Origin of the sequence: Bradyrhizobium cajani, from assembly GCF_009759665.1 — a bacterium.
Classification (GTDB): domain Bacteria; phylum Pseudomonadota; class Alphaproteobacteria; order Rhizobiales; family Xanthobacteraceae; genus Bradyrhizobium; species Bradyrhizobium cajani.
The window spans coordinates 383,000-404,444 of record NZ_WQNE01000002.1 but is presented as its reverse complement, the minus strand read 5'-3'; the positions used below and the strand labels follow the sequence as shown (position 1 = coordinate 404,444).

Annotated in this window: 18 protein-coding genes; 9 read left to right on the top strand and 9 right to left on the bottom strand. The window is 65.5% G+C overall.

Annotated elements, in window-relative coordinates; translation table 11 throughout:
* The first annotated feature begins 251 nt into the window (after nucleotides 1-251).
* From GPL20_RS04580 to GPL20_RS38685, 6 genes are all read left to right on the top strand, one after another.
* Nucleotides 252-860: a LemA family protein gene (locus GPL20_RS04580; protein ID WP_157328085.1), complete on the top strand. Its 609-nt coding sequence runs from the start codon at nucleotides 252-254 to the stop codon at nucleotides 858-860.
* 150 nt (nucleotides 861-1,010) lie between these two features.
* On the top strand, nucleotides 1,011-1,904 hold the full coding sequence (locus GPL20_RS04575) for a TPM domain-containing protein (RefSeq protein ID WP_167532884.1): 894 nt from the start codon (nucleotides 1,011-1,013) through the stop codon (nucleotides 1,902-1,904).
* A 5-nt stretch (nucleotides 1,905-1,909) separates the two neighbouring features.
* Nucleotides 1,910-2,407 carry a TPM domain-containing protein gene (locus tag GPL20_RS04570; protein WP_157328081.1) on the top strand — a complete coding sequence of 166 codons (498 nt, stop codon included), beginning with the start codon at nucleotides 1,910-1,912 and terminating at the stop codon, nucleotides 2,405-2,407.
* A 488-nt stretch (nucleotides 2,408-2,895) separates the two neighbouring features.
* A complete protein-coding gene (locus GPL20_RS04565) occupies nucleotides 2,896-3,885 on the top strand; it encodes a hypothetical protein (protein WP_157328237.1) in 990 nt (329 codons plus the stop codon).
* Nucleotides 3,886-4,078: 193 nt separating this feature from the next.
* Nucleotides 4,079-5,614, top strand: a complete 1,536-nt coding sequence (locus GPL20_RS04560) for a hypothetical protein (protein ID WP_157328079.1) — start codon at nucleotides 4,079-4,081, stop codon at nucleotides 5,612-5,614.
* A 29-nt stretch (nucleotides 5,615-5,643) separates the two neighbouring features.
* A complete protein-coding gene (locus GPL20_RS38685; RefSeq protein ID WP_167532883.1) occupies nucleotides 5,644-5,808 on the top strand; it encodes a hypothetical protein in 165 nt (54 codons plus the stop codon).
* 196 nt (nucleotides 5,809-6,004) lie between these two features.
* Here GPL20_RS38685 and GPL20_RS04555 read toward each other — a convergent pair whose 3' ends face one another.
* The 3 genes from GPL20_RS04555 to putA all read right to left on the bottom strand — a co-directional run bounded on the left by GPL20_RS04555 (nucleotide 6,005) and on the right by putA (nucleotide 11,251).
* On the bottom strand, nucleotides 6,005-6,652 hold the full coding sequence (locus GPL20_RS04555) for a glutathione S-transferase family protein (RefSeq protein ID WP_157328077.1): 648 nt from the start codon (nucleotides 6,650-6,652) through the stop codon (nucleotides 6,005-6,007).
* 278 nt (nucleotides 6,653-6,930) lie between these two features.
* Nucleotides 6,931-8,136, bottom strand: a complete 1,206-nt coding sequence (locus tag GPL20_RS04550) for a CaiB/BaiF CoA transferase family protein (protein ID WP_157328076.1) — start codon at nucleotides 8,134-8,136, stop codon at nucleotides 6,931-6,933.
* A 115-nt stretch (nucleotides 8,137-8,251) separates the two neighbouring features.
* Nucleotides 8,252-11,251: a bifunctional proline dehydrogenase/L-glutamate gamma-semialdehyde dehydrogenase PutA gene (gene putA, locus GPL20_RS04545; RefSeq protein WP_157328074.1), complete on the bottom strand. Its 3,000-nt coding sequence runs from the start codon at nucleotides 11,249-11,251 to the stop codon at nucleotides 8,252-8,254.
* 114 nt (nucleotides 11,252-11,365) lie between these two features.
* Here putA and GPL20_RS04540 point away from each other — a divergent pair, with 114 nt between their 5' ends.
* Nucleotides 11,366-11,827 carry an Lrp/AsnC ligand binding domain-containing protein gene (locus GPL20_RS04540; protein WP_157328071.1) on the top strand — a complete coding sequence of 154 codons (462 nt, stop codon included), beginning with the start codon at nucleotides 11,366-11,368 and terminating at the stop codon, nucleotides 11,825-11,827.
* A 171-nt stretch (nucleotides 11,828-11,998) separates the two neighbouring features.
* Here GPL20_RS04540 and GPL20_RS04535 read toward each other — a convergent pair whose 3' ends face one another.
* The 4 genes from GPL20_RS04535 to GPL20_RS04515 form a co-directional block, all read right to left on the bottom strand.
* Entirely contained in the window at nucleotides 11,999-12,199 is a 201-nt protein-coding gene (locus GPL20_RS04535) for a cold-shock protein (RefSeq protein ID WP_008563500.1), read from the bottom strand.
* Nucleotides 12,200-12,407: 208 nt separating this feature from the next.
* Nucleotides 12,408-12,716 carry a SorB family sulfite dehydrogenase c-type cytochrome subunit gene (sorB, locus tag GPL20_RS04530; protein ID WP_167532882.1) on the bottom strand — a complete coding sequence of 103 codons (309 nt, stop codon included), beginning with the start codon at nucleotides 12,714-12,716 and terminating at the stop codon, nucleotides 12,408-12,410.
* A 12-nt stretch (nucleotides 12,717-12,728) separates the two neighbouring features.
* On the bottom strand, nucleotides 12,729-13,928 hold the full coding sequence (sorA, locus tag GPL20_RS04525) for a SorA family sulfite dehydrogenase catalytic subunit (protein WP_157328067.1): 1,200 nt from the start codon (nucleotides 13,926-13,928) through the stop codon (nucleotides 12,729-12,731).
* Nucleotides 13,929-14,264: 336 nt separating this feature from the next.
* Entirely contained in the window at nucleotides 14,265-15,998 is a 1,734-nt protein-coding gene (locus GPL20_RS04515) for an adenylate/guanylate cyclase domain-containing protein (RefSeq protein WP_157328065.1), read from the bottom strand.
* Between the two features lie 420 nt (nucleotides 15,999-16,418).
* Here GPL20_RS04515 and GPL20_RS04510 point away from each other — a divergent pair, with 420 nt between their 5' ends.
* Nucleotides 16,419-17,984, top strand: a complete 1,566-nt coding sequence (locus tag GPL20_RS04510; RefSeq protein ID WP_157328064.1) for a glycosyltransferase family 39 protein — start codon at nucleotides 16,419-16,421, stop codon at nucleotides 17,982-17,984.
* 50 nt (nucleotides 17,985-18,034) lie between these two features.
* Here the strand turns inward: GPL20_RS04510 and GPL20_RS04505 are convergent, their stop codons facing one another.
* Entirely contained in the window at nucleotides 18,035-19,060 is a 1,026-nt protein-coding gene (locus GPL20_RS04505) for a YcjF family protein (RefSeq protein WP_157328062.1), read from the bottom strand.
* On the bottom strand, nucleotides 19,057-20,526 hold the full coding sequence (locus GPL20_RS04500; RefSeq protein WP_157328060.1) for a YcjX family GTP-binding protein: 1,470 nt from the start codon (nucleotides 20,524-20,526) through the stop codon (nucleotides 19,057-19,059). Before GPL20_RS04500 ends, GPL20_RS04505 begins: the two co-directional genes overlap by 4 nt.
* A 180-nt stretch (nucleotides 20,527-20,706) precedes the next feature.
* On the opposite strand from GPL20_RS04500, the gene trhA reads away from it, so the two are divergent.
* Nucleotides 20,707-21,402: a PAQR family membrane homeostasis protein TrhA gene (gene trhA, locus GPL20_RS04495; RefSeq protein WP_157328058.1), complete on the top strand. Its 696-nt coding sequence runs from the start codon at nucleotides 20,707-20,709 to the stop codon at nucleotides 21,400-21,402.
* Nucleotides 21,403-21,445: the final 43 nt, after the last annotated feature.

Here is a 21,445-nt window from a genome sequence, read left to right as displayed (position 1 = left end):
TCGCGTTCCCCTGGCGTTTCCCGCTTGATCTTGTTGTTTCGCAGAGTTGACTATGTCGGCCAGCGATAGGCAAGAGGCTTGCGTCAATCGGCTGGCGCTCGCTCATTCACCGCCGTCATTCCGGGATGGTCCGAAGGACCAGACCCGGAATCTCGAGATTCCGGGTTCGCTTCGCGCCCCGGAATGACGAAAACTGGCATCGTGTGATTGCTATTGGTATTGAGTCACAGGATTTCACCGGGAGAAATTTAATGCGCAAGATCCTCACCGTGCTGGCGGCACTGGCCTCGCTGAGCCTGACCAATTGCGGTTACAACGCCATTCAGAGCGAGGACGAGCGGATCAAGGCCAACTGGTCCGAGGTCGTGAACCAGTACCAGCGCCGCACCGATCTCGTGCCCAACCTCGTCAACTCGGTGAAGGGCTTTGCCCAGCAGGAAAAGGACGTGCTGCTCGGCGTCACCAATGCGCGCGCCAAGGTCGGCAGCATCCAGGCGACGCCCGAGGTGCTGAACGATCCCGCCGCTTTCCAGAAGTTCCAGGCCGCCCAGGGCGAGCTCTCCAGCGCGCTGTCGCGCCTCCTCGTCGTCACAGAGAACTATCCGCAGCTCAAGTCGGATGCCCTGTTCAAGGATCTGATGTCGCAGCTCGAAGGCACCGAGAACCGCATCACGGTGGCGCGCAACCGCTACATCAAGGCGGTGCAGGACTATAACGTCACCATCCGCTCCTTCCCGAGCAACCTCACCGCGATGATGTTCGGTTACAAGGAGAAGCCGAACTTCACGGTCGAGAACGAGAAGGAGATATCGACCGCGCCCAAGGTCGATTTCAATCCGGCGCCCGCACCGTCGAAGTAAGCGCGTTCGCCTCCGATGCGCGCCACACGCTCCGCCGTCATGCCCCGCAAAAGCGGGGAATCCAGTACGCCGCGGCTTCTCGGTGTAAGCACTGCGGCCTCTGGAATACTGGATCGCCCGCCCCAGTGCGCAGGGCGCACAAGGCGGGCGATGACAGCGAATTTGTTGCGGGCGATAGTGGTCGTCGCACTCTTCCTTGCCTTTGCGTTCCCCGTCTCGGCCGACGTCGCCGTGCCCCAGCTCACCGGCCGCGTGGTCGACCAGACCGGTACGCTCTCCAGCGCCGACATCGCCGCGCTGTCGCAGAAGCTGCGTGACTTCGAGACCCGCAAGGGCAGCCAGGTCGCAGTCCTCATCGTGCCAACGACACAGCCGGAGACGATCGAGCAGTTCTCGATCCGCGTCGCGGACGCCTGGAAGATCGGTCGCAAGAAGGTCGACGACGGCGCGATTCTCGTCGTCGCCAGGAACGACCGGCATCTGCGCATCGAGGTCGGCTACGGGCTCGAAGGCGCGCTGACCGACGTCACGTCACGGCGTATCATCGATGAGATCATCACACCGAAATTCAGGACGGGCGATTTCAGCGGCGGCATCTCGGATGGGGTCGATCGCATGATCCGCGTCATCGACGGCGAGCCGCTGCCGGTCCCCTCGCCGACGGTCAACTTCGGCAATCTGGACGATCTCGCGCCGCTCTTCATCGTGACGCTGTTCGCCTCGATCGGGGTCGGCGGGTTCTTCCGGGCCATGCTGGGGCGGCTGCTCGGATCACTGGCGACCGGAGGGATCATCGCAGCGCTGAGCTGGCTCATTCTCGGCTCCTTCGCGCTCGCCTTGGCTCTCGGCGCCCTCGGCTTCATCATCGGATTCATCGCCGATCTGTTTTCAGCGATGGGGCCAAGCAGGGGGTCGTCGCGCGGCGGCGCGTGGTCGAGCGGCTCCTCCGGCGGTGGCTGGAGCAGCGGGTCGTCGAGCAGCAGCGGAAGCTTCAGCGGCGGCGGTGGCAGTTTTGGCGGTGGCGGCGCCTCGGGGAGCTGGTAGCGGTCATGAGCATCAAGCGCATTGCCAGACATCTCGTGCAGCATCATTGGCGAGCGAAGCAGATCTTTCCGCCAAAGGTGCTCACCCGCATCGAGCAGGCGATCAGGCGGGGGGAGGCCACCCATTCCGGCCAGGTCCGCTTCGTGGTCGAAGGCGCGCTCGATGGCCGCCCGCTGTTCCGCAACCAGCCGGCCCGCGAACGGGCACTCGACGTGTTCTCGCATCTGCGCGTCTGGGACACTGCGCACAACAACGGCGTCCTGATCTATCTCCTGCTCGCCGATCGCGACGTCGAGATCGTCGCCGATCGCGGCATCGACGCGAAGGTTGGTACGCAGGGCTGGGAGAACATCTGCCGCGCGATGGAGGCCGAGTTCGGCTCAGGCCAGTTCGAACGCGGCGTGATCGGCGGCATCGAGGCCGTGTCGCGCGAGCTGGCGCAGCATTTCCCGCCGCAGGGATCGCGACCGAACGAGCTGCCGGATGCGCCGGTCGTGATGTGACCGCAGGCCTATCCACGTCCGTCATTGCGAGCGCAGCGAAGCAATCCAGAGTCTTTCCGCGGCGGAGTCTGGATTGCTTCGTCGCTGCGCTCCTCGCAATGACGGTGTGGAGATAGCGAACTCAACTCTCTCGCCGTCACCCTGAGGTGCCGGAGCGTAGCGGAGGCCTCGAAGGGCGACGGTCCGGCTGCAACGGCGCGGCCGCTCATCCTTCGAGGCTCTCCATGCTGCGCGTTGCGCCTCATGGCTCGCGCCTCAGGATGACGGGTTGGGAATTGCGCCTCGTGTCGCCGTTGCGCAGCCGTTCATCTTCCCCCGGTTACAAATTGTTTCATGCTCGCCACGCCGGTTCCACTTTCCCGGCCAAATTCAGCCCCGGATAAGTTCCTAAAATTCCGGTAAGCGGGTCCGGAGGTAAGGATTTCGCAAGCAATGAAAGTTACCAAAAGGTCAACCAGGACTGGAGTATTTGAGCCGTGAGCGAACCAATGCCCGAGCAGGCTGCCCAGGATCATGGCGTGGTCGAAGCCGCAGCGACCGCGCCGCAGGCCGTCGAGGCCGCCGGGATCGAAGCCCCCTCGATCGCCCCCGACCATGAGGCGCCGCCCAAGCCTGATCCCGTCAAGGTCGAACCGCCAAAAATCGAGGCACCAAAAATCGAGGCACCAAGGATCGAGGTGCCGAAGTTCGAAACCAAAGCCGAATCCAAGCCCGAGCCAAAGCCCGGCAAGCTCATCGTCATGGCGCCGTCGGAGCGCTCCTGGGACCGCGAGGACTTTGCCCCCCATGTGAAGGCCGAGGAGCCGCGCGAGACCGGCGGCAAGCGCCGCCTGTCGGCGATGGCCGCGGTGGTGGCGATTGCCGCCTGCGTCGGCGCGATCAGCGGTGCGCTCGCGACTGCCGGCATGATGCGTTTCGCCGCCCCGGCTCAGGCGCCGGTCCGGGTCGCCGACACCAGCGCGCTCGACGCCTCGGTCGCGCGGATCGATGCCGACCTCGTCGCACTGAAGGCCAATGTCGAGCACAGCTCGAAAACCGGCGTCAGCCAGCTCAACCGGGCCAACGACCGTCTCGACAAGCTCGAGAAGGCGCAGGCCGAGCCGATGGCCAAGATCGCCAAGCTGTCGGAGACCGTCGACAAGCTCCGTGCCACGCCGCCTGCCGCCCCCGCACAGGCCGCAGCCGCGGCGCCCGCCAAGGAGACCACCGGCTCGATCGCACCGACCCAGGTTGCGACCGCCGCCGCACCGCCTCCGGCGCCCGCCGCGCCCAAGACCGAGGTCGGCCGCCTGCCGACGATCGAAGGCTGGAGGCTGCGCAACGCTGCCAATGGCGGTGCGCTGATCGAGGGCCGCGACGGCCTCTACGAGGTCTATCCCGGCGATCCCATCCCCGGCGTTGGCCGTGTCGATGCAATCCGCCGCCAGGACGGCCGCTGGGTCGTCGTCACCAGCAAGGGCCTGATCGTCGCGCGCTGAGCATGATCCGGAAAAGTGCGAAGCGGTTTTCCGAAAAGATCATGCTCAAACAATAACCTAAGGCGCGATGACGATTCATTCCAATCTCATCGCGCCTTAGCCGTTCGATCTCTTGCTTCCGAAGAGGCGCTTCACCACCATGTGAAGCGCCTTTTTGCTTGAATAGGCGTCCCTCCGCGGTGTTACTGGAGGCATGAGCCGAGCGCTGCGAATTCTCGTTGCTGTCGCCGCATTGTTTGGCGGCGTCGTTTCGCTTTCGGCGGCGGAGAACGCGCAGCTGGCGCGCGGCACGGCGATTACCGATCCCGATCTCTTGCGCAAGCTGGATCAGAACGATACGCTGACGATCTCGCGCCTGTTGCGGCCTGAGCTGAACGCGGACGTTCCGCTCGCGACCGACCTGATGTTCTCGTCGTTGCCGCAGCTCAAAGCGATACCGCCGGCGATCGATGCGGAGTTCGATCGCTACATCGCGCGGTACAGGGCGATATATCCGGGCGAGACCATCGGCGTCGGCGAGGGCTTTGACGCGCAATTGTTCGACCTTGCCAATCTGAAATCCCGCGACACGCGTTTCGTGCTGGCCGGCATCGTCAACCGCATGGACCGCGCCTATGTGTCGGAAGAGTCCTGCGGCGAGATCCGCCTGATCTACCGTCTTGCGCGTTTCGACAACAGGCCGGAGGGCGGCAAGACCGCAACGCGCCTGCCGATGACGTTCAATCTGGTGATGAAGGCGCGCGACGCGCGCCAGACGGACGGGAACGGCAGGCCGATCGCCTGCGCTGAGGTCGCGCGGCGTTGGCTCGACAACGGCGACTGGCAGGAGCTGATCGGCGGTTCTTTCCATCCCTCCGACGCCATGCTCGATCGCATCGAGACCAACATCCAGGTCTCCGTCGCGCCGAAATCGGCGCTGCATGATTTCCGCTCCGATTATCTGCTCAAGGTGTTCAAGTATGACGCCGCCACGAAGCAGTTCGAGGAATCGACGCTGGAGAACCAGATCGATCGCGACCGCATTCTCGCCGACAACGATCTTCGGCGCGACTTCAAGCATTGGCTGCTCGCGCCCGATCATCTCCGCGAGTTCGATCGCGGCACGGTGCTGATCCCGGAGAAGTTTCTGGCCAGAGCCGCGGTGGTGCCGACGCCGGCTGGCCTTGATGCCTCTGCACTCCAGCCGGAGTTCGGCATGATGCAAGGGGAAGGCAAAGGCGATCCCGTCTTCAGCGATGACGACGTGGTCGGTGCCCTGAAGCAGGCGACCGCGCGCGGTGACATGCAGAACATCCGCTCGGTGGCGGGCTTCCAGCGCCGTCTCAACGACGTCACCTGTGCCGGCTGTCACCAGACCCGCGGCATCGGCGGCTTCCATTTCCCGGGCGTCGACTGGCTTGCTGACCAGCCGTCCAAGTCCACCATCGTGCCGGCCTCGCCGCATTTCCTTGGCGACCAGCTGCGCCGCCGTGACATCCTGACCGCGTTTGCCGCGGGCAAGCGTCCTGATTTCTCACGCGGATTTGCCGACCGCCCGCAGACCCGCGGCAGCCGCGAGCTGGCCGGCAGCGAATATCAGGATGGCTGGGGTGCGCATTGTTCCCTGCAAAATGCGGGATCGGGAACGCGGGATGAGAGTTTTACGTCATGGAGTTGTGCTAACGGTCTCACCTGTCAGGCTGCCGCGGCCTCGAGCCGCATCGGCATGTGCTTCATCAAGACGCGTTAGGTTCGACCCCCAACAGGTTCGGATGACCCATGACGGATACCAGCGAAGCCAACAAGGAGCGCAATCGCGAGATTGCGCGCAATGAGGAAGCCAAGCAGGTCACCGGCAGCGTCCGCGTCAGCATCTGGGCGGTCGCGGTCATCGTCATCGTCGGCGGCATCCTGTTCACGCTCGGCTGGCTGGCGCTGAGGTAGGCTGCGGACTCTTTCGATTGAATCGTGAAGTAAGCCGCGGGTTCACCTCGCCCCGCTTGCGGGGAGAGGTCGGATTGCATCGTCAGATGCAATCCGGGTGAGGGGGTACAGGTCCCTCGACGATCTCATGCGCGGAGAGAGGCCCCTCACTCCAACCCTCTCCCCGTAAGAACGGGGCGAGGGGGAAGAGAGCACTTCACTTCGCGTAATTCGTCATGCGCTTGCCTGGCAGCAACTCATAGGCCGGCTTCCAGCCGGGCAGTGCGGCCATGCGGCCGAGCCAGGCGTGGATGGCCGGATGGCTCGTCGCGAAATCGAAGCCGTGCTCGTCGCTCGGATAGTGCAGATAGGCCATCATCGAGATGTCGGCGACCGTCGGCTTCGCGCCGATCGCGAAGGCGTTGTGCTGGACATGCCCGTCGAGAATGCCGAGGAAGTCCTCGAGCCGCCGGCGAAAATGCTTCAGCACCTGCGGATCGTTCTTCTCGGTGAACGCCCGCATGAAGCGGTAGGTCGCCATGTAGCCGGTGAGCTTGTGGTTGTCCCAGAACAGCCAGCGCAGCAGCTCGAATTTTTCGTCTTCCGTCTCGGCGCCGAACCGCCCGTACTGATCGGCAAGCTTGAGCAGGAGCGGCGCGGTCTGCGTCATCTTCACGCCGTCGACCTCGAGCACGGGAATCTCGCCCATCTCGTTTACGCTCCGGCGCCATTCCGCCGTGCGCGTGACGCCACCGCCAAAGTCGGTCCAGACCGGCTCGAAGGTCTCGCCGCAAAGCGTCAGCATCAGCGCCAGCTTGTAGCTGTTGCCGGATTCGGGGAAGTAGTGCAGGCGATAGCTGGGCATGGGGACCTCGCGAGGCGGTGTTTTGTCGATTGTTATAACGAGATGCTTCCACGCCGTCATTGCGAGCGCAGCGAAGCAATCCAGCAATGCATCTGTCGTCGAGGTGTCGCCGCTTGCTCTGTGTCGTCCCGGCGAACGCCGGGACCCATACCGCGGAATCCATCGGCCGTGATCGGTAGGGGTACCGAACGACGAGTCTTCGCCAAACTTCTCCCTGGGGTTATGGGTCCCGGCGTTCGCCGGGACGACAGCGGAGTGCGTAGCGCCAGCACGTCGCGTTACCCCACCGCTCCCGACGACCGCAGCTGCCTGATCGCCGCCTCGTCGTATCCCGCCCCGCGCAAAATCTCGTCACTGTGCTCGCCGACCGCGGGCGGCTTGCGCGGCTGCACCTTCGTGGCGCCATCGATCCAGATCGGGCTGGAGATGGTCAGCATGGTGTCGTTCTCGAACGGCACCAGCACCTCGTTATCGAGCATCTGCTGGTCGTTCGGGATGTCGTCGAGAATGGCGACGACGCCGAACACGAGGCCGTTGCGGTCGAGGATCTTTCGCCATTCGGCGAGGTCTTTGGTCGCAAAGGTCTCGTCGAAGATCCTGATCAGCTCGACCGAGCGGGCATGGCGATCGGCCTTGGTGGCAAAGCGCGGATCATCGATCAGGTCCTCGCGCCCGAGGCAGCGGGCGAGGATCGGCCACTGCTTCTCCTCGCTCAGCAGCGACAGGATCAGCCAGCGGCCGTCCTTGCACTGGTAGTGATTGACCACCGCGTTGAGCGCGCGCTCGCGCGGGCGGCGCTCGCCGAACTTGGCGCCGCAGAGTTTGGCCTGTGCCAGCACGCTGGCGGCCCACACCCCGTTCGCCATCAGGTTGGAGGCGACGTGCGAGCCCTTGCCGGTCTTCTCGCGCTGATACAGCGCGGTGACGATGGCGCCGTAGAACGCCATGGCGCAGGGATGGTCGCCCATGCCCGCGACAGAGCGGGCCGGCGTCGTGCCGGTGTCGGCGCGGACGAGGTCCATCAGGCCGGAGCGCGCCCAATAGGCGTTGCTGTCGAAGCCGGGCTTGTTGGCTTCCTCGCCCTTCTCGCCGTAGCCGGTGAAGGAGGCGTAGATCAGCCGGTCGTTGAGGTGGGCGAGATGGTCATAGGTGATGCCGAGCTTGGCGCGCACCGGCGGCGGCATGTTGGTGATGAAGACGTCGGCCTCTTCCACCAGCTTGTAGAGCACGGCCTGCGCCTCCGGCCTGGAGAGGTCGAGCGCGATGCTCTTCTTGTTGCGGGCCTCCAGCAGCCAGGCGAAATTGTGCTCGCCGGTCGGATAGCCCGGCAGGTTGGGCAGGTTGCGGTAGGGATCCCCCGTGCCGGGCGGCTCGATCTTGATGACGTCGGCACCGAAATCCGACAGCACGGTCGCGGCCGCGGGCGCTGCGATGAAGCTCGCGCAGTCCAGAACCTTCAGCCCCGCAAAAATGCCCTTGTCCATCGCGGCGTTGCTCCCTCGCTCTTGTTGTTTCCCGCGCGCTGGAATTGGCGCGGGCAAGTGGTGGGAGCATTAGACCGATGTTTCGGCGGGATGCAACGGCGCCAGGCGCAGGGCTTCACTCCTCTCCTGCAAGCAAGGCAGCATTGCCGCCGGCTGCCGCGGTGTTGATCGTAATCGTCTGCTCGGTGGCGAAGCGCGCGAGGTAGTGCGGGCCGCCGGCCTTGGGGCCGGTTCCGGACAGGCCGTTGCCGCCGAACGGCTGCACGCCGACCACGGCGCCGATCATGTTGCGGTTGACGTAGATGTTGCCAACCTGGACGCGATCGATGATCGCCTCGATGGTGTCGTCGATGCGGGAGTGGATGCCGAGGGTGAGGCCATAGCCGGTGCGCGCGATCGCTTGCAGGACGCGTTCGAGGTTTTCCGCGCGATAGCGTACGACGTGGAGGATCGGGCCGAACACCTCCTCGGTGAGCTGGCCGGCGTCCCTGAGCTCGAAGATGTGCGGCGCGACGAAGCAGCCCTCCGGCGCGGTGCCGGCAAAATGCAGCCGCGCCTCGGTCTTCATCCGTACGATGTGCGCATCGAGCCGCTGCTTGGCCTCCTGGTCGATCACAGGGCCGACATGGGTGGCGACGTCGGCGGGATCGCCGATCTTCAATTCCCGCGCCGCGCCCGCGATCATCTCGATCATGCGGTCGGCGACGTCCTCCTGCACGAACAGCAGCCGCAGTGCCGAGCAGCGCTGGCCGGCGGAGCGGAAGGCGGAGGTCACGACGTCGTCGGCGACCTGCTCGGGCAGTGCGGTGGCATCCGCGATCATGGCGTTGATGCCGCCGGTCTCCGCGATCAGCGGCACGATCGGTCCGTCCTTGGCAGCGAGCGTGCGGTTGATGCTGCGGGCAACCTCGGTCGAGCCGGTGAAGACGACACCGGCAATGTCGGCGTGCGCGGTCAGCACGGCGCCGATACGTCCGTCGCCGGTGACGAGATGCAACGCGCCCTTGGGGATGCCAGCCTCGTGCAGCAGCGCCACCGCCTCGCGCGCGATGCGCGGCGTCTGCTCGGCGGGCTTGGCCACCACGCAATTGCCGGCCATCAGCGCCGCCGTGACCTGACCGAGGAAAATCGCCAGCGGGAAATTCCAGGGCGAGATCGCCACGAACACGCCGCGGCCGCGCATGGCGAGCGCATTGCTCTCGCCGGTCGGGCCCGGCATGGCGGCATCAGCGCCGAACAGCCTGCGGCCCTGCGCGGCATAATAGCGGCAGAAATCGGCGGCCTCGCGCAGTTCGGACAGCGCATCGTCGAGCGTCTTGCCGCCCTCGGCTTGCAGCAGCGCGATGAAGCTGGCGCTGCGGCTCTCCAACAGATGCGCAGCCTGCTCCAGTGCCGCCGCACGCGTAGCCGCCGGCGTCCGGCTCCAGACGGCAAAGGCAGCGCCCGCCGCTTCTATCGCAGCGTTGGCCTGATCCGGAGTTGCATCGGCAACAGGCGCGAGATCGGACCGCTCGCCCCTGACGTCGGCCAGCAGCCGGTCGAGCGCGGCACGCTCGCCGAATTCGACGCCATGCGAATTGCGCCGCTCCGGCGCGAACAGGTCGCCCGGCAGCGGAATCCTGGGATGGGCTGCCTGTTGGGGACGTTCGATCGCGTCCGCGGGCCGTTTCAACAGGGCCGGGACCGGTACGCGGTAGTCGGCCGCCTGCGCCACGAAGGAGGAGTTTGCGCCGTTCTCGAGCAGCCGACGCACCAGATAGGCGAGCAGGTCGCGATGGCTGCCGACCGGGGCATAGGTGCGGTAGGCGATGTCGGGATGGTCCTTGGCGAGCTGCTCGTAGAGCGCTTCGCCCATGCCATGCAGGCGCTGGAATTCGAAGCCGCCGCTGCCTCCGGCCAGTTCCAGCACGGTCGCGACCGTCAGTGCGTTGTGGGTGGCAAATTGCGGGAAGATGCGCGGCCGCAGGGCCAGCAGCTTCGCGGCGCAGGCAACGAAGTTCAGGTCCGTCATCGCCTTTCGCGTGAACACGGGATAGCCGTCGAGCCCGCGCTCCTGCGCGCGCTTGATCTCGGTGTCCCAATAGGCGCCCTTGACCAGCCGCACCATCAGCTTGCGGTCATGCGCGCGCGCCAGCGCATCGACATAGTCGATCACCGCGCTCGCGCGCTTCTGATAGGCCTGGATCGCGAGCCCGAATCCATCCCAGCCGGCAAGTGACGCATTGGCGAGCGTCGCTGCGATCACGTCGAGCGACAGTTCGAGCCGGTCGGCTTCCTCGGCATCGACGGTGAAGTTGAGGTCATGAGCTTTGGCGCGCTGGGCCAGATCGAGCAGTTGCGGAACCAGCTCGCGCATCACACGCGCGTGGCTGATTGCTTCGAAGCGCGGATGCAGCGCCGAGAGTTTGACGGAGATGCCGGGCCGGTCGGGCAGGGGATGGGGGCCCGCCGCCTTGCCGATGGTCAGAATCGCACTGGCATAGGCGTCGAAATAGCGCTTGGCATCCGCAGCCGTGCGCGCGCCTTCGCCGAGCATGTCGAAGGAGTAGCGCGGCTTCTGGCCGGAGCGCGGCCGGCCCCGCTCCAGCGCCTGCTCGATGGTTTCCCCGAGCACGAAATGATTGCCCATCAGCCGCATCGCCTGGCGTGTGGCGGAGCGTACCGCCGGCGCCCCGAGCCGCTTCACCAGCCGCCCGATGGTGCCGTCGGGCGTCTCGCCCGGCTGGATCACCCGCGCCGACAGGCCGAGCGCCCAGGCCGAGGCGTTGACCAGGAAGGCGGCGGACTTGGTCTCGTGATGGATGAAGTCGCCCTCGCCGAGCTTGTCCTCGATGAACTGGTCCGCGGTGCGCGCGTCCGGCACGCGCAGCAGCGCTTCCGCCAGCACCATCAGCGCGAGCCCCTCCTTGGTCGAGAGCGCGAACTCCCGCAGCATGTCCTCGACCCCGCCGAGGTGGTCGTCGCGCTTGCGGATCGCCTCGATCAGCCGCGTCGCCGTGCGGTCGATTCGCGCCTCCTGCAGCGGGCCAAGATGCGACGCCGGCAACAGGCGCGCGGCGATGTCGAAATCATCGGGCGCGTAGGGGGCGGAGAAGGGAGGCGGGATGTTCGGCATGGCGTGTCCTGTGGCTGAAATCCAGGATAAGGCCCGCGTGACCGTAGTTCGATAGACAACTTAGCCGATTTGCCTTAGAAAATGAAGATCATGGACTGTATAACCTTATAAAGCATGGAACTCGATCGGACCGACCGGAAAATCCTCTCGATCTTGCAGCAGGACGGGCGCATCGCCAATGTCGAGCTCGCCGAGCGCATCGGGCTGTCGCCGACCTCGATCGGCGAGCGGCTCAAGCGCTTGCAGCGCGAGGGTTTTGTCGAAGGCTATGGCGCCCGGCTCAACCCGCACCGGCTTGGCCTCGGTCTATTGGTGTTCGTCGAGGTGTTGCTCGACAAGACAACGCCCGACAATTTCGAGCGTTTCGCACGCGCGGTGAAGCTCGCGCCCGAAGTGCTGGAGTGTCACATGGTTGCAGGCGGCTTCGACTATCTTGTGAAGGCGCGGCTTGCGGACATGGCCGCCTATCGACGCTTCCTCGGCGAGACCCTGCTGTCGATGCCGGGCGTGCGCGAGACGCGAACCTATGCGGTGATGGAAGAGATCAAGCGCGACGCACCGTTGCCGGTGGAGTAACGAAATGCTGTCGCGATTGTCATTGCTGTGGCGTTGAATGCGCGGTCTGCGCGGGAAAAATAGCTCTCCGTGTGCAATCGCAACGCATGTCGTCGAATGCACTGGCCGTCTTCTAAAATTTTCTTGGCCCGGCTCCCGGATCAATCCGGGAGGCAGCAAAGGCTGGCGGGCTTATACTTTGAGGTTCTCTGCGGAGGTCTTGCCCCGGTTTGCGATCTCTTCGTATTCAACCGTCTGTCCCTCGTTGAGGGTCGACAGACCGGCCTTCTGCACTGCCGAGATATGCACGAACACGTCCTTGCCTCCCGACGCAGGCTGGATAAATCCATAACCCTTCGTCGGGTTGAACCACTTGACCGTACCTTTAGCCATCACGACTTCTCCGCGGGTCTTCCTCCGAGATCTCGAATCGCCAGTCCCCGCCAACCGGCCGGTTCGGTCCTAACAGGATACGCGGAATGTGGCAGGCTTGGTAGCTCAAACCACATCGGCATTTCGCCGAATTCCGCTCAACTTCGCGGCGTTTTTGCCGATTTTGCCCGTTTCACGGTCAAATGGCCCGCACGCCGCGCGCCCTCCGTCAATAAGTCGCGGCCAGGTAATCGACGATCTTGCCGACATCGGCATCGTCGATCGGTGCGCCATAGACCTTGATCATCTTGGTCACCTCGGCCTGCCAGAAAGCCTTCTTGTCCTTCATCGGCGGCTGCGTGGCGACGTAGTCGGACGAGTGGCAGGCGCTGCAATTGCCCTGCACGACCTCGAGATTGGGCCCCGGCTTGAAGACGGCGACCTCGTCGGGCGTCTTGTAATTGACCGGCGCGGCAGGTGCCGAACCCACCGCGGCGGCTAGGGCGAGGGTGATGGCGAGGAGAACGGTGCGCTGCATGATCATTCTCCCTCAGGCCACGCTGACACGAACGGTTTCGACGACGTTGCGCAAGTAGCCCGCCGGGTTCCAGCGCGGCGTGTCCGGCTGGGTCTCGCCGCCATTGCCGGTGGCGCGCACCTTGAGCTCGTGGCTGCCTGCCGCGAGCTTCACCGGCAGCTTCCATTCGCGAAAGGCGTATTTGCCGAGGTCCTTGCCGAGCTTGGCTTGCGCCCAGGTTTTGCCGCCGTCGGTGGAGACCTGGACCTCCTTGATGCCCTTGCCGCCGTCGAAGGCGATGCCGCGCAGGGTTGTGGCTCCCGCCTTCAGCTTGGCGCCGTCGGGCACGCTGGTGATGAAGGAGCGGATGGTGAAGCGATTGATCGGGATGGTCGCCTTCGGCGTGGTGCCTGGCTCGATCGCATTGTTCGGCGTGTCCGGAATGCGATAGGCCGACTTCATCCAGAAGCCGTCATAGACGTTGTCGATGACGGCGATCTCGTTGAGGTGCTTGACCCAGTAGGTGCCGTAATAGCCGGGCACGATCAGGCGCAGCGGAAAACCGTTGAGGAACGGCAGGTCCTCGCCGTTCATGCCATAGGCCAGCATCACCTCGCCGTCGGCGGCGTGATCGAGATCGAGCGCCTTGACGAAATCCGGCGTCTTGTCGCTGACCGGGCCGTCCATGCCGTTGAACGTGACCTGCTTGGCGCCGGCCTGCACCCCCGCCATCTCCAGCACGGTCTTCAGCGGCACGCCGCGCCAGCGCGCACAGCCCATCGCGCCGTTGGCGAGCTGGCCGCCGGCGACGCGCGGCTCGAAGAAGCCGCGGCTGTTGCCGGAGCATTGGTTGACGGCGACGATTTCCGTCGCCTTCATCTTCCTGATGTCCTTCAGCGACAGCTTGAGCGGCTTGTCGACCTTGCCCTTGACCTCGAGCATGAATTTGTCGGGGTCGAGATTGTAGGGCAGGTCCGACAGGTGGTAGCGCACGAAGAAGGCGTTGTTCGGCGTGATCGGGCCGTCATTGAACACCGCGAACGGCGTCTCCAGCTGCGGCGGCCGGCTGGTCAGGCCGATCATCGGCCGCTTCTGCGGATATTTCACCAGCGGCCGTTCGCCATTGGCGAAGGGCAGGGTGACGGTGTCGAGTGCCAGCGCCCTCGTGGAATTGAGTGTGGCCGCAACGGCGGCAAGGCCCGCTCCTTTGAGCAGGTCGCGTCGATCGAACATGGTCTCCTCCCGGAGCTTTTCGTTGGATCGCGGGTCATCTCCGCAATCCTGCGCTCATCTGTCGCAACGATTTGGATGAAGTCAATTCGTGCTTTCGCAGCAAGCCCATGCCGCTGCGTTGCAGCAGGCCGGTGTTGCGCGGCGATGAGATCGAGTCGAGTTATTGCCGCGGCGCAGGTGTGCTCCCTCGCCCCGCATGCGGGGAGAGGGTTGGGGTGAGGGGGAGTCTCCACGGGGACGGTGAGAGTTGGACTCGCGGAGAGTCCCCCTCACCCGGAATCCGCGCTACGCTCGCATTCCGACCTCTCCCCGCAAGCGGGGAGAGGTGAAGAAAGATCAAGCCGCGACGCGTGCGTTGCCGTCGACCAGCGCCGTCAACTCCCTCGCATCCGCTACCACCCGCACGGCCATCGGCTCGTCGCGGCCGCGGATCGCGACCTCCTGCTGCGGCAGCGCGTCGTCGGCGAGGCCCGCGGTGCGGCCGACTTCCTCCGAAACGACCGCTTCGCAGGCCAGTGACTTGGTCATGTCCTGGAGGCGGGCCGCGACGTTGACGGCATCGCCCAGCGCCGTGAAGACGATGTGATCGCGATAGCCGATATCGCCGATGATGACCTCGCCGCCATGAATGCCGATGCCGAAGCGGATCGGCTGGCGCAGGTCATGGCTGAGGAGCTCGTTGAGCTCGTCGATATGCGTCGCGATGCCGGCGGCTGCCTTCAGCGCCTGCCGGCAGGCGGTCTGCGGATCGGCTGACAGCCCGAACAGCGCCAGCATGCCGTCGCCGACGAACTGGTTCGGCTGGCCGCCGTTCTCGATCACGGCCTGCGAGACCGCGCCGAGGAAGCGGTTGACGATGAAGACGGTGTCGAACGGCAGCCGCTTCTCGGCAAGCTGCGTCGAGCCGCGCATGTCCACGAACAGGCTGACGAGATAGCGCTCCTGGCCGATCCTGGCGGGCGTCGAGCCGCTCGCGTTTGCCGACAGCGTTTGCGGGGTGAAGAGCTGGAAGAAGGAGAGGTCCGATGTCGGCCGCAGCTGGCAGGCGAGCCTGATCGAGGGATCGGCGGTGCCGACACGGGTCAGCACGAACGCCTCGCGCTGCGACGGTTCGGGCAGGACGGCATGGTCGCCGATGATACGGATGCGGCAGGTCGAACAGCGGGCGCGGCCGCCGCAGACGCTGGCATGCGGCACGTTGTGGCGCAGGCTTGCCTCCAGCACGGAGAGGCCCTTGGGGACCCGCACCGTCTTGCCGTTGCCGTAGGACAGCGCGATCGTGCCGCCGCGCCGTTCGCGCAAGGCGCGCACGCCCCTCGCGAGCAGCACCACGCCGAGCAGGCCGAAATAGCCCATGACGAGGCCGCCGCTGATGCGGTCGAGCACTTTGTTTTCCGCGACCGTGCCGACCTGTTGCCTCGTATAGTTCGTCTTGCGCCAGTCCGCGTCGTCGCTGTCGGCAGCAACGCTGCGCCCGCCCTGGTAGATGCCGAGCATCGCCAGCGTCGGGATCAGTACGGCGGCTGCGAGCAGATAGGGTGCGGCGCGCGCGAAGAAGGTCTTCATGCGCAGCCAGAAGTATATGCCGATGCAGCCGTGCACCCAGGCGACCACGAGCAAAATCGTCATCTGCCAGAGCCGGGCGGGCGCCAGGACGAAGAACAGATAGAGCTCCTGCGGGTAAAGCTTCTCGTGCCCGTAGAGCGTCAGGCCGAGCCGTATCCCGATCACATGCGCCATGACCAGCAGGGGGATGCTCAGGCCCAGCACGAGCTGAAGCGGCTCGACGGTCTTCCAGCGAAACTCGCGACGCTGGTACAGCGCGAACACACCGAGTCCGGCGTGGATCAGCGCGGCCGCGTAGAACACGATCGTCACGGGCAGGAACTGCCAGAACAGGACGTGGTAGTAGACCCCGGCCTCCATGGCGTCGACCGAGATGTTGCCGAGCGCATGGTTGAGGAAATGGCTGACCACGTAGGCGAACAGGATGATGCCGCACACCAGCCGTACCTGCCGCGCGCTGGTCGCGCGGACGAGTTCGGTCATGTGAGCAGGAGCAGTGGCCATGGTCCGATTGTATCAGTTCATGAAGAGGAACAGCCAGCGTAGCGTTTAATTCCGGCGGTGGACAGCTTGCCCGATCACATCAGCGGCAAGGTTACGAAACCGTAGGGTGGAGGCGCGCCCTTGCGCGCCGTGCCCACCATCCGCAGCCATCCTCTCCGCTGTCGTCCCGGACAAGCGCGGCCCTAGGCGCGCGCAGATCCGGGACCCACGCGCGAGCGCTTGCGCTCGTCGCGATAACCACAGGGAGTGGTTTGGCGAAGACTCTTGGCTACCGGCTTGTGCCATAACTCCTCCTTGTGGCTATGGGTCCGGGTCTGCGCTTCGCTGGCCCGGGACGACACCGCATGTGGGGGCGCCGCATTGACTCCCCCTTCCAGGTTGGCGAAAAGCGCGGCCGTGACGACATCCCCTGCTATCACCATGTCCCCCCACGGCGCCGCGCGCCGTCCCCTCGTCATCGCCGTGCTCATCATCGCCGCGATGACGGTGCTGCGCATCGTCTATGCCTCCGTGATCGAGCTGCGCACCGACGAGGCCTATTACTGGACCTGGTCGAAGGAGGCGGCGCTGAGCTTCCTGGATCATCCTCCCGGCATCGCCTGGCTGATCCGCCTCAGTACCGCGATCTTCGGCGACACCGCGCTCGGCGTCCGCTTCGGCGGCATTGTCGCGATGTTGGTGACGCAACTCCTGCTCGCCGATATCGTCCGCCGCCTCACCCATGATGTGCGCGCGGTCGTCCTCGTGCTGTTGATGCCGGAGGCCGCGCTCTACTACGGCCTGCTGATGGCCAAGGTCGCTCCCGACGTCGCCATGATCCCGTTTGCGGTGGCGATGGTGTGGTCGCTGGTGCGGCTTGCGCAAAGCGGCGACGGCCGCTGGTGGCTCGCGGCCGGTTTGTTCGCCGGGCTGTCGATGCTGTCGAAATTCACCGCGATCATGTTCGCACCCGCGGTCGCCGCCTTCCTGCTGGTGCCGGATTGGCGCTGGCGCTGGCTGCGCAGCCCCTATCCTTACCTCGCCGTGCTGGTTGCGATCGCCGTGTTCTCGCCGGTGCTGATCTGGAACGCGCAGCACGACTGGGCTTCGTTCCGCTTCCAGGGTGTGCGCGCGACCGCCAACTACGGCATCTCGCTGCGCACGATCGGCGACTACATCGGCCTGCAATTCGGCCTCGTCGGCTTCGTCATGCTGCCGGTGGTGCTGATGGGCCTGGTGCTGACGGCGTGGCGTGGCTATCGCAGGCGCGAGCCGGTCGCGATCCTGCTGTCGACCGCGGTGCTGGTGCCGTTTCTGTATTTCTTCGCGAAATCGATGACGCTCAGGGTCGGCGACACCTGGCCGATGTTCATGTGGCCGGTCGGCTTCGCGGCTGCGGCGGTGAACCTTGCGATGTTGCCACGGGAAAAGTGGTCGGCGCGGATGATCCGGTCGAGTCTGTTCTGGGCCAACACGGCCGTCGTCTCGGGCATCGCCTTCGTCGTCATCGTGTTCCTCTATTACGTCGCCGCGCCCTGGAATCTCCTCGGCAAGATCGATCCGATCGGCGCCGAGGCCGGCTATGACCAGGTTGCCGCGCGCGCGCAGGCCGCACTGGACGAGACTGGCGCGACCTGGATCGCGACCACGGATTATCGCACCTACGCCATGATGCGCTGGCTGTTCCGGGGCCGCGTGCCGGTCGTCGAGATCAACGAGCGCGGCCGCTTCCAGGATTTCCGCGACCCCGGCATGGACCGGATCAGGGGCCACGCCGGCATCTATGTCGGCCGCGAGCCGGACAATCGTTCATCGCTATGGGAGAATATCCCCGCCAGGCGCGAGCCGCTCGGCCAGGTCGAGCGCCGCTGGCGCGGCGTTCTCACGGATACCTATGTGATTGAGAAGCTCACCGGTTGGACCCCGGAATTGTCGCCGCCAAAGGATTCGCCACTGTTCCAGTGGCGCGTGCTGGCGGGGGAATTTGAGCGACGCGCGGTCGCCTAGCTAGCGAGCCTTCTCTTACCCTCCCCTGGAGGGGGAGGGTAAGAAAGCCGCTACTCCTCATCCTTCTTCCGCAGCAGATCCGTCGCCAAATCCGACAGTTTCGGTGGCGGCAGCGCCGCGAATGGCAGCGGTCGTGTGACGTCGATCGCGGCGAGCCCCAGCCGCGCCGTCAGCAGTCCGTTCAGCACGCCTTCTCCCAGTCGCTGCGACAGCTTCGCCGCGATGCCGTGGCCGAGCATCTGCTGCACCAGGCTGTCGCTCGCGGCCATGCCGCCGGTGATGGCGAGATGGGCGATGACGTGACGGAGCAGGCGGATCATGCCGAGCGCGCCGGGGCGGCCGCCATAGAGATAGGCGAGCTGGCGGATCAGGCGCAGCGCGGCCACGAACACGAACAGCACGTCGATCGCGGCGCGCGGGCTGACCGCGGTCACGATCGAGACCTTCTGCGCGGCTGAGGACACCAGCCGCCGCGCTTCCGCGTCCAGCGGCGACATCAACTCGCGCTCGGCGAGCCGGATCATGTCGGCACCGTCGATGATCTCGCCGGCGTGGCTCTCCAGCGTGGCCCGCGCCCGCGCGAGCTGCGGGTTCTGGTGCGCGATCTTGAGCAGGTCCTGCACGATGACGCGGCTCTCCTTGCGATCGTCGCTGGCAAGCACTGCGGCTGCGCGCTGATGCAGCTTCTCGATCGTCGCGAGCCGCGCAAGACCAAACGCCTCGCGTCCGATCACCACCGCGAGCGCCAGCGCGGTGACGAAGGCGAAGGTGAGGCCGACCAGGCCGAGGCTTTCGCTGCGCGCAAACAGGTCCTCGATCAGATGGACGACACCGAGTCCGACGCCGAGCAGCGTCAGCCCGGCCACGCCGGACCAGAACAGCGCGCCCCAGGGAAAGCCGCGGCGCGCCGGAAGCGCGGTTTGGACCGGCACCGGCAGCGCCAGCGGATCGGGCTCCGGCGTGATCTGGATGGTGGTACGGCCGAGCCGCGCCGTCTCGTCGGCCTCGGTGACGACGACGCCGGGATCGTCGAGCCGGAACGTCGCCGGCCGCCGCTGCTGGGATCGGTCGTTCATGACAGCTTGTCTCCGATCAGGAACTGCAAGGCACGGTCGAGGCGGATGTGTGGCAGCGTCGGCTCGCTCGTTCCCTCGCGTTCGAGCTTGGGCGGGCGGAAGCGCAAGAAGCGGAAATCGCTCTTCCCGGCGGCAGCACTTGAGAGGCCGCGGAACGCATCCGTGCCGTTGAAGAGCGGCTCGGGATCCAGCGGCAGATCGCCCGGAAAGGTCGCGACCTCAGTGCTGCCGTCGAAGAACTCGCCGCCGGCGCTTTCGCCCGCGGCGGGCGTTCCGAGGATGGACGGCAATTTGTCGCGGCCATGGGCGACCTGGGCTTCCCGGGTGGCGCGCACGGCGGCAAGCGCCACCACGTCGATCTGCGCGCCGGTATCTTCCGCGCGCGCCACGGCGCGCGAGACGGCGCGGCGCAGCACAGCCTCGAGCCGGTCGTGGCTGGAATGATGCAGATGGTCCGCCTTGGTCGCTGCGAACAGGATGCGATCGATGCGCGGACGGAACAGGCTGGAGAGGAACGTGCTGCGGCCGATGCGGAAGCAGTCGAGAATGCCGGCGAGCGCGGCTTCGAGATCGTGCAGCGCCTCCGGCCCCGAGTTGAACGCGGCAAGCGCATCCGCGAGCACGATCTGGCGATCGAGCCGGGCGAAATGATCCCGAAAGAACGGGCGCACCACGACGTCCTTGTAGGCTTCAAAACGGCGCACCATCATCGCCCACAGCGAGCCGTCCGGTGCCTGGCCGTTTGCCGGGACATCGAGCGGCGCAAAGGTCAGCGCGGGCGTGTCGGCGAGACTGCCCGGCATCAGGAAGCGGCCGGGCGGCAGCAGGCTCATCGCGAAGCGCTCGTCGCGGCAGGCGCGCAAGTAGTTGGTGAAGAGCTTTGCCGCGGTGAGCGTCGCCTGCTCGTCCTCGCGCGCCTCGGGCTTGAGCGTTGCAAGATGCGCGTGCCAATCGACGGCAAGATGTTCCCGGGGTGCCTCGCGCGACAGCGCAAGGCTTTCGGCCGACCATTGCTCATAACTCTTTTGCAGCAGCGGCAGGTCGAGCAGCCACTCGCCGGGATAGTCGACGATATCGAGCGTCAGCGTGCGGTCGGCGCCGTTCTGGCGCTGATAGTCGATGACGAGGCGCAGCTCGCTGATGTCGACGGTCGAGTTCGGCCAGGCCCGTTCCTCGATCAGCGCACGCAGATGGTTCTCATAGGCAAAGCGCGGCACCGCATCGTCCGGCTGCGGCGCCAGATGCGCCCGCGCGATCCGGCCCGAGGCATAGGCCTCGAACACCGGAAACCGGCCGCCGCGCGTCAGCCCGTGGATCAGCGCGGTGATGAATACCGTCTTACCGGCCCGCGACAGGCCGGTGACGCCAAGCCGCACCGTCGGATTGAAGAAGTGCTCGCCATAGTCGATCAGCGCCCGGGCCGACAGCCGCGCCTCCTCGACCATATCCTGGAAACTGAATGCCATATGAACGCGAGGGATCTCGGGCGGGGATACGCAAAATGGACTAGTCACAAAGGTGGCAACTACTTGACGAAAATCAAGCTTCATACTTCCACCGCCTTTGTCGGCAAATCAGCCGTTTGAACGACGCGCCGATCCCGAAAGACCCATAGAAGAGTTCATCGCCACGCCTTGCGGATTGCCATGATGGTCTTCCAATTGAAACAGCTCGCATCCACCTCCGTCCATGCGGCAGCCGACGCGATCGGCTGGAACTACGATCGCGCCGAGCTGATCGCCGACGGCATCATCCACGCGATCGGCGTCCTCTCCGGCATCATCGCCGCGACCGTGCTGGTGGTGCTGACCGCGGTCTATGCCGATGCCACCGACATCGTCGGCGTCTCGATCTATGTCGCCGGCCTGCTCTCGATGCTGGTGCTGTCGGCGACCTATAATCTCTGGCCGGTGTCGCCGGCCAAGTGGCTGCTGCGGCGGTTCGACCATTCCGCGATCTATCTGCTGATTGCGGCGACCTACACGCCGTTCATCCTGGCGCTCAAGAACAGCGTGTTCGCGCTGGTGCTGCTCGCCGGCGTCTGGTGCGTGGCGATCCTCGGCATCGTGCTGAAGCTTTTCTACCCCGGCCGGTTCGACCGCATGTCGGTCGGCATCTATCTCGCGATGGGCTGGAGCGGCGTGATGCTCTACGACGCCGTGGTCAGGGCGCTGCCGGCACTGGTGCTGGGCTTCGTGCTTGCGGGCGGCCTGCTCTACAGCTTCGGCGTGATCTTCCACGCCTGGCGGCGGCTGCGCTTCCAGAATGCGATCTGGCACGGCTTTGTCTTGGCCGGCGCGGCGTGCCATTATACCGCGGTGCTCGACCTCGTGTTGAGCTGAGCAAGTCCCGCGAAGCGGGATAAGCGGTATAAGGCAACACAAG

Bases quoted from the DNA above. Each gene is read 5' to 3' on its own strand.
- putA (WP_157328074.1), bottom strand. From the start codon at position 11,251: ATGCCGAACATCCCGCCTCCCTTCTCCGCCCCCTACGCGCCCGATGAT.
- GPL20_RS04535 (WP_008563500.1), bottom strand. From the start codon at position 12,199: ATGGCTAAAGGTACGGTCAAGTGGTTCAACCCGACGAAGGGTTATGGA.
- GPL20_RS04500 (WP_157328060.1), bottom strand. From the start codon at position 20,526: ATGGCATTCAGTTTCCAGGATATGGTCGAGGAGGCGCGGCTGTCGGCC.
- GPL20_RS04510 (WP_157328064.1), top strand. From the start codon at position 16,419: ATGTCCCCCCACGGCGCCGCGCGCCGTCCCCTCGTCATCGCCGTGCTC.
- GPL20_RS04555 (WP_157328077.1), bottom strand. From the start codon at position 6,652: ATGCCCAGCTATCGCCTGCACTACTTCCCCGAATCCGGCAACAGCTAC.
- GPL20_RS04550 (WP_157328076.1), bottom strand. From the start codon at position 8,136: ATGGACAAGGGCATTTTTGCGGGGCTGAAGGTTCTGGACTGCGCGAGC.
- GPL20_RS04540 (WP_157328071.1), top strand. From the start codon at position 11,366: ATGGAACTCGATCGGACCGACCGGAAAATCCTCTCGATCTTGCAGCAG.
- GPL20_RS04560 (WP_157328079.1), top strand. From the start codon at position 4,079: ATGAGCCGAGCGCTGCGAATTCTCGTTGCTGTCGCCGCATTGTTTGGC.
- sorB (WP_167532882.1), bottom strand. From the start codon at position 12,716: ATGCAGCGCACCGTTCTCCTCGCCATCACCCTCGCCCTAGCCGCCGCG.
- GPL20_RS04580 (WP_157328085.1), top strand. From the start codon at position 252: ATGCGCAAGATCCTCACCGTGCTGGCGGCACTGGCCTCGCTGAGCCTG.
- trhA (WP_157328058.1), top strand. From the start codon at position 20,707: ATGATGGTCTTCCAATTGAAACAGCTCGCATCCACCTCCGTCCATGCG.
- GPL20_RS38685 (WP_167532883.1), top strand. From the start codon at position 5,644: ATGACGGATACCAGCGAAGCCAACAAGGAGCGCAATCGCGAGATTGCG.
- GPL20_RS04505 (WP_157328062.1), bottom strand. From the start codon at position 19,060: ATGAACGACCGATCCCAGCAGCGGCGGCCGGCGACGTTCCGGCTCGAC.
- GPL20_RS04515 (WP_157328065.1), bottom strand. From the start codon at position 15,998: ATGGCCACTGCTCCTGCTCACATGACCGAACTCGTCCGCGCGACCAGC.
- GPL20_RS04565 (WP_157328237.1), top strand. From the start codon at position 2,896: ATGCCCGAGCAGGCTGCCCAGGATCATGGCGTGGTCGAAGCCGCAGCG.
- GPL20_RS04575 (WP_167532884.1), top strand. From the start codon at position 1,011: ATGACAGCGAATTTGTTGCGGGCGATAGTGGTCGTCGCACTCTTCCTT.
- sorA (WP_157328067.1), bottom strand. From the start codon at position 13,928: ATGTTCGATCGACGCGACCTGCTCAAAGGAGCGGGCCTTGCCGCCGTT.
- GPL20_RS04570 (WP_157328081.1), top strand. From the start codon at position 1,910: ATGAGCATCAAGCGCATTGCCAGACATCTCGTGCAGCATCATTGGCGA.